Genomic DNA, 455 nt, shown 5'->3' with positions numbered 1-455 from the left:
AGCTGATGGGTTATCTAAAGCAATAAACTCTGCGGCATCACCCAGTTTTTGTAACGCTAGAGGTGACCAAACTACTTTCATTTGATGATGCGCCCCAGAACTTGTGAACGAGCATCTTCGTTTGATATACCTAAACCTGCAGCCAATTGAGCTTCTGCAGTACGCATTTCTTCGAGTAATTCGATTTTCTCTTGCATTGCTTCATACTCCGCAACGTCAAGAACAACGGCTACACCTTTACCTCGTTGCGTAATAACCAATGGTCGACGAGTCTCATTGATCTGTTTGATAAATGATGCAACGCCAGCACGGAACTCAGACAAAGGCTGAATATCTTGATCAAGGTGAATACGGCTCATAACGAACTCCATTTAGTACAATTTAATGTACAAATAGTAGTTCAATTGAGATTTACGAGCAAGGAATTGATTTTGTGTTATAACGCCCGCCTAAGG

1 protein-coding gene and 1 pseudogene are annotated in these 455 nt (G+C 41.8%); both read right to left on the bottom strand.

The annotated features are described in order from the left end of the window. Positions 1-81, bottom strand: a pseudogene (locus GOU96_RS18310) (type II toxin-antitoxin system RelE/ParE family toxin); the annotation flags it as partial. Beyond that, positions 78-359: a type II toxin-antitoxin system Phd/YefM family antitoxin gene (locus GOU96_RS18305; RefSeq protein WP_000086649.1), complete on the bottom strand. Its 282-nt coding sequence runs from the start codon at positions 357-359 to the stop codon at positions 78-80. The gene GOU96_RS18305 and the pseudogene GOU96_RS18310, both read right to left, overlap by 4 nt. Between the last annotated feature and the right edge of the window lie 96 nt (positions 360-455).

The organism is Vibrio sp. R-1, assembly GCF_035615595.1.
Lineage (GTDB): Bacteria > Pseudomonadota > Gammaproteobacteria > Enterobacterales > Vibrionaceae > Vibrio > Vibrio cholerae.
This window is presented reverse-complemented; position numbering and strand designations above follow the sequence as displayed.

Excerpts from the sequence above, each read along its gene's own strand:
- GOU96_RS18305 (WP_000086649.1), bottom strand. The coding sequence starts at position 359 with ATGAGCCGTATTCACCTTGATCAAGATATTCAGCCTTTGTCTGAGTTC.